Source organism: Coprococcus intestinihominis, from assembly GCF_040096555.1.
In the GTDB taxonomy this organism is placed as follows: domain Bacteria; phylum Bacillota; class Clostridia; order Lachnospirales; family Lachnospiraceae; genus Coprococcus_A; species Coprococcus_A intestinihominis.
This window is the reverse complement of the sequence record NZ_JBBMEK010000262.1, coordinates 1-4,703: the sequence shown is the minus strand read 5'-3', so window position 1 is coordinate 4,703 and position 4,703 is coordinate 1. Positions and strand designations below refer to the sequence as shown.

At 43.8% G+C, this 4,703-nt stretch carries 5 protein-coding genes; 2 read left to right on the top strand and 3 right to left on the bottom strand.

Going from position 1 to position 4,703, the window contains the following annotated elements; genetic code table 11:
* The 3 genes from ilvN to WMO25_RS15170 form a co-directional block, all read right to left on the bottom strand.
* Positions 1–437: acetolactate synthase small subunit (gene ilvN / locus WMO25_RS15180; RefSeq protein WP_349086011.1), on the bottom strand; the 437-nt coding region annotated here is incomplete at its 3' end.
* A 7-nt stretch (positions 438–444) separates the two neighbouring features.
* On the bottom strand, positions 445–2,067 hold the full coding sequence (gene ilvB, locus WMO25_RS15175; RefSeq protein ID WP_117528780.1) for a biosynthetic-type acetolactate synthase large subunit: 1,623 nt from the start codon (positions 2,065–2,067) through the stop codon (positions 445–447).
* A gap of 243 nt (positions 2,068–2,310) precedes the next feature.
* Positions 2,311–2,736: a PaaI family thioesterase gene (locus WMO25_RS15170; protein WP_215691247.1), complete on the bottom strand. Its 426-nt coding sequence runs from the start codon at positions 2,734–2,736 to the stop codon at positions 2,311–2,313.
* A 256-nt stretch (positions 2,737–2,992) separates the two neighbouring features.
* On the opposite strand from WMO25_RS15170, the gene WMO25_RS15165 reads away from it, so the two are divergent.
* Positions 2,993–4,309 carry a D-alanyl-D-alanine carboxypeptidase family protein gene (locus WMO25_RS15165; protein WP_349086010.1) on the top strand — a complete coding sequence of 439 codons (1,317 nt, stop codon included), beginning with the start codon at positions 2,993–2,995 and terminating at the stop codon, positions 4,307–4,309.
* A 134-nt stretch (positions 4,310–4,443) separates the two neighbouring features.
* A partial coding sequence (locus WMO25_RS15160) for a site-specific integrase (RefSeq protein WP_494337444.1) occupies positions 4,444–4,703 on the top strand: 260 nt, incomplete at its 3' end.

The window sequence follows — 4,703 nt, the reverse complement described above, 5'->3', positions numbered from 1 at the left end:
ATCTCAATGATGCCAAATGGCTGCATCAGCTTGATAAATCGATCGATCTTCGATGTCTTGGCTGTCAGCTCGATGACCATGGACTTCGGAGAAAGGTCAGCAATATGGGCACCTGTAATATTGCAGATCTCCATAATATCTGATCTTGTCACATTCGTATACGTCACCTTCAGCATCAGAAGTTCTCTTGTTACACATTTATTCTCTGCAAAACGGCGAACCTTAATAACATCAATCTTCTTGTTCAGCTGTTTCTCGATCTGTTCCATGATACGCTCATCCCCGGTTGAGATGATGGTCATACTGGAAATATCTCTATCATCAGTCTCACCTACAGCAAGACTGTCGATGTTAAAACCTCTTCTGGCAAATAATCCGGCGGTTTTGCTCAATACACCGGCTTTATTCTCTACTAATACCGAAAATATTCCTTTCATCCGCCTATTACTCCTTTACCAAATCAAAACTGTAAACCTCGCAAACCATCATGGCTGCATGCTCACATGCAAGAAATTCATCTATTCTCTGCTCCATCTCATCGTTATGCTCAAGGTGGAAATAATCCAGTCCGTAAGCATCCGCAATCTTCTCAAAGTCAGGACTGCCGTCAAGAGAAACCCCGCTGTAACGATCATGATACGTATGATGCTGGTATTCACGTACCAGACCAAGATAGCCGTTTCTCATAATAACAAACTTGATCGGCAGGTTCCACTGACGCATGGTAGCCAGTTCCATCAGAGACATCTGGAAAGAACCATCACCGCAGACAGCAACGATCTGTGTATCCGGCAATGCGGCACGTACACCAATAGCTGCTGGGATGGAATAGCCCATTGTGCCAAAACCGCCTGTTGTCAGGAAACGTCCATGCTTCATGACATAATTATCTGCTGACCAGAGCTGATTCTGTCCCACATCAGCCACATAAATGGCATCGTCATTCATCTTGCTGCTCAATGTCTGGACAAAACGACATGGATTGACAAAATCCGGATTGAAATGACGTCTATCCACATAAGCTGCCTTCTTCTCTGCCAGCTCTTCATTCCACGCTGTGTAATCTCCCGGAATCTCATACTGCAGAAGATTCTCAAAAATTACATGGACATCTCCGACCAGAGGTACTGTCGTACCGAGATTCTTGCCGATCTCAGCCGGATCCACGTCAATATGAACGATGGTTGTATTTCTTCTCTCAAGCTTGTAAGGTTTGACAACCGCACGGTCTGCCACTCTTGCACCGACAAGCACAAGCACATCACACTCATGGACAGCATAGTTGGCATGTGGCTTGCCGTTTGTACCCAACATACCCATATATAAATCATCATCATTCGGCATAACACCGATACCCATCATCGTTGATACGACCGGAATATGGAATTTATTGGCGAATTCACGGACAACCTGTTCGCCATTGCCGAGAATCGTACCGCCGCCCACGCAGATCAGCGGTTTATGTGCATGTGCCAGTACGTCCACAACCTTGCGAATCTGAAGATTATTGCCTTTCACTGTCGGTTTATAGCCACGAATGCTGACTTCATTCACCGGCACATAATCAATCTGTTTCTGCTGAACATCCAGCGGCACATCAATCAGCACCGGACCGCGGCGTCCCGTAGATGCAATGTGGAAAGCTTCCTTGAAAATACGTGGAATCTCTCTGGCATCTCTGACAAGATAACTGTATTTAACAAAGGGTTCTGCAGAACCAGTAATATCTGCTTCCTGAAATACATCCTTGCCCAGCAATTCACTTGAAACCTGTCCTGTGATCGCGATCAGCGGAATACTGTCAGCATAAGCTGTTGCCAGTGCTGTGATCAGATTCGTTGCCCCCGGTCCCGAAGTTGCCACACAGACCGCCGGCTTCCTCGTCACCCGGGCATAACCGCTGGCCATATGACCGCCATTCTGTTCCTGTCTAACTAAAATATTCCTGATACCTGAATCATATAAACTGTCATAAAAAGGACAGATCGCAACACCCGGGTAGCCGAACACAGCCTTGATGCCCTCGGCTTCCAGACATTTAACCATTACCTGTGCCCCAGTTAACATAAATACTACCTCCATACACTCTATTTTCTCAGCAGCTGAAGCTTATGTTCACAGCTGTGCTTCCTTTATATCCCTTATCTGTCAGCCTGCAGGTTGGCCTCTGCACTGTACGCTCCGGGATAGACGTCTCATGTTGAATGTAATACATTTTATCACATTCCAGCAAGAGTGTAAATAAATGCAGCCCCGTTAAATATTTATCTCATTCATAGATTTTTTTATCGTTTTATTCGAATCTCGCGCCTATTTTACAATCATTTCTCTCTGCATATCCATATATTCCAGAAGGCTTCTTGCAATTTCCTGTCCATTATCACCATAGATTGTTGCCTCAACAACACGGATACGCTTGCCGTTTTTCACAACACGGCTTTCACATGTCAGCTTCTTCACACCCATTGTCGGTCTGAGAAAATACATATTGCCTGAAAGTGTCGGACCCTCAAAACCACATGAGGCTGCAGCAAAACCGGCAACTGTATCCGCCAGTGTGTACAGGCATCCGCCATGCACCGTTCCCAGCGGGTTCAAATGACGATCGTCCACTTCAAGTTCTGCCTTGCAATAGCCCTCATCAGCTTCTATGATTTTAATACCGATAAGTTCAATAAATTTGTCACTTCGCTTAATTTCTCCCATCAACTTTTCCTGCATCTCTTTACTTAACATTCTCTGATCATCCTTTCCTTATCGCTGTTTCTGTACCATTTTTTATACAATGATGTCTATCCTATCCAAACAATTTTCATCATTTCGTCCGCAAATTTCTCGTATGCAATCAAGTTTAACACATGTCGAATGCATATTCAATAATCACCTTTTTTTCTGGATCTGACGCCTTATGGCAAAAGATAGAATTTGACTTTTAATCTGAAATCCTATACTATTATTTCGGGTAATACTATTTCCAGGAGATATTTATAATATGAAAAAATTAATCAGCCTCTTTACAGTGCTTCTTTTTATTTTATCCGGCTGTCTGTGGTTCTCCACGGACACCTATGCAGACGAAACAAAATCCTCTGATTCAGAAACAGCAGCATCAGAAACTGTTCCTGAAACACAGGCCAGCCCCGTGATTCTGCCGACAGATAAAGTGTCAACCGACGACATTATCCTTTATTCCAGCGCCGCCTGCGTCATTGATGTTGATTCCGGTGAAATTCTTTATTATAAAAATATGGACGACCGGCATTATCCGGCCAGTATCACCAAGGTACTGACCGGGCTTCTGCTTATTGAGAATGCCAATCTTGATGACACGATCACCTTCTCCCAGGATTGCTGGAATGGTCTGAATTATTATAATGATATGAATATCGGCATATTGGATGGTGAACAGCTGACAGTCAATGACGCCCTGCATGCTATTCTTATGTCATCTGCCAATGAAGTCTGCAATGGTGCCGCCAAGTTTGTCAGCGGCTCCGTCAGTGCTTTCTGCGACCTGATGAATGAGCGTGCGAAAACACTTGGCTGTACGAATACACATTTTGTCAATCCCAACGGTCTTCATGACCCGGATCATTATACAAGTGCCCATGATATGGCACTTATTTCCAGAGAAGCAATTCAGAATCCGACATTTCGTGAAATTACCGGCTGTACAGAATACACGGTAGCTTCCACCAACCTGCGTCCTGAGGGATTCCCCCTCAGTCACAAACATCAGATGCTGATGTATACCAAATATCATTATGATGCCTGCATCGGAGGGAAGACAGGCTATACATCCGAAGCTAAGAACACCCTTGTTACCTATGCTGAAAAGGACGGTCACACCCTTGCCTGTGTTGTGATGGAGAATTCCGACGGTCACATTTATCCGGATACCATTAATGCCATGGACTACTGCTTCGATCATTATGATCAGTTAATGGCCCAAATGGCAGACACTGCTGCAAATACCGAAACAGAGACTTCGGCCTTTGCTCATTCCGGTGAAACAGAAGATCTCCCTGCCTTTGCTTCGCTGACAGAGGCAGAAACTGAGACAGAAGCAGCGGTTCCTGATGCACGCACCTCACTTTCTCCTAAAGTGCTTGCCTCCCATCTGAAGAGCAAACTCATGACTTTTGCCATGCACCATATGATACTGTTTATATTATGCATGCTTGTTGCTTTCGCTTTATTTACCCTGATCCTGATCTGGCTGTATCATGTTTTAAAACGCAGCTATCACCGCCGTAAATATAAGCGTCTCCGCAATGAACGCATCAAAAAAAATATTAAAAATAAATAATATCATTGTCGAATATAACTGAAGTTTGATAAATCACTTGATTTAAAATGCATCCGTGTTATAATGGGATTAATATAATGTAGTGAATAGTCTACCTCTTCACTACGAGGATACGTTTTATACGAGGTGAATATATGAACTGGGTCGCTCCGATTAAAGATGACGAAACACTCCAAAAATTTAGAGACACATTAAGATCTGTTGATGACAAATATTATATTTTATTTGAGATCGGAATCGGAACAGGATTACAGCTGCAGGACATTCTACAATTTAAGGTGAAAGACGTACGCGGCAAGGATATGTTGATTGCTGTGATCGGAACACGGCAGATTGAACAGGCTTTCCCATTAAAGCCGGAACTTCAGGCTGTAATTACTGACTTTATTGACGG

Bases quoted from the DNA above. Each gene is read 5' to 3' on its own strand.
- ilvB (WP_117528780.1), bottom strand. From the start codon at position 2,067: ATGTTAACTGGGGCACAGGTAATGGTTAAATGTCTGGAAGCCGAGGGC.
- WMO25_RS15165 (WP_349086010.1), top strand. From the start codon at position 2,993: ATGAAAAAATTAATCAGCCTCTTTACAGTGCTTCTTTTTATTTTATCC.
- WMO25_RS15170 (WP_215691247.1), bottom strand. From the start codon at position 2,736: ATGTTAAGTAAAGAGATGCAGGAAAAGTTGATGGGAGAAATTAAGCGA.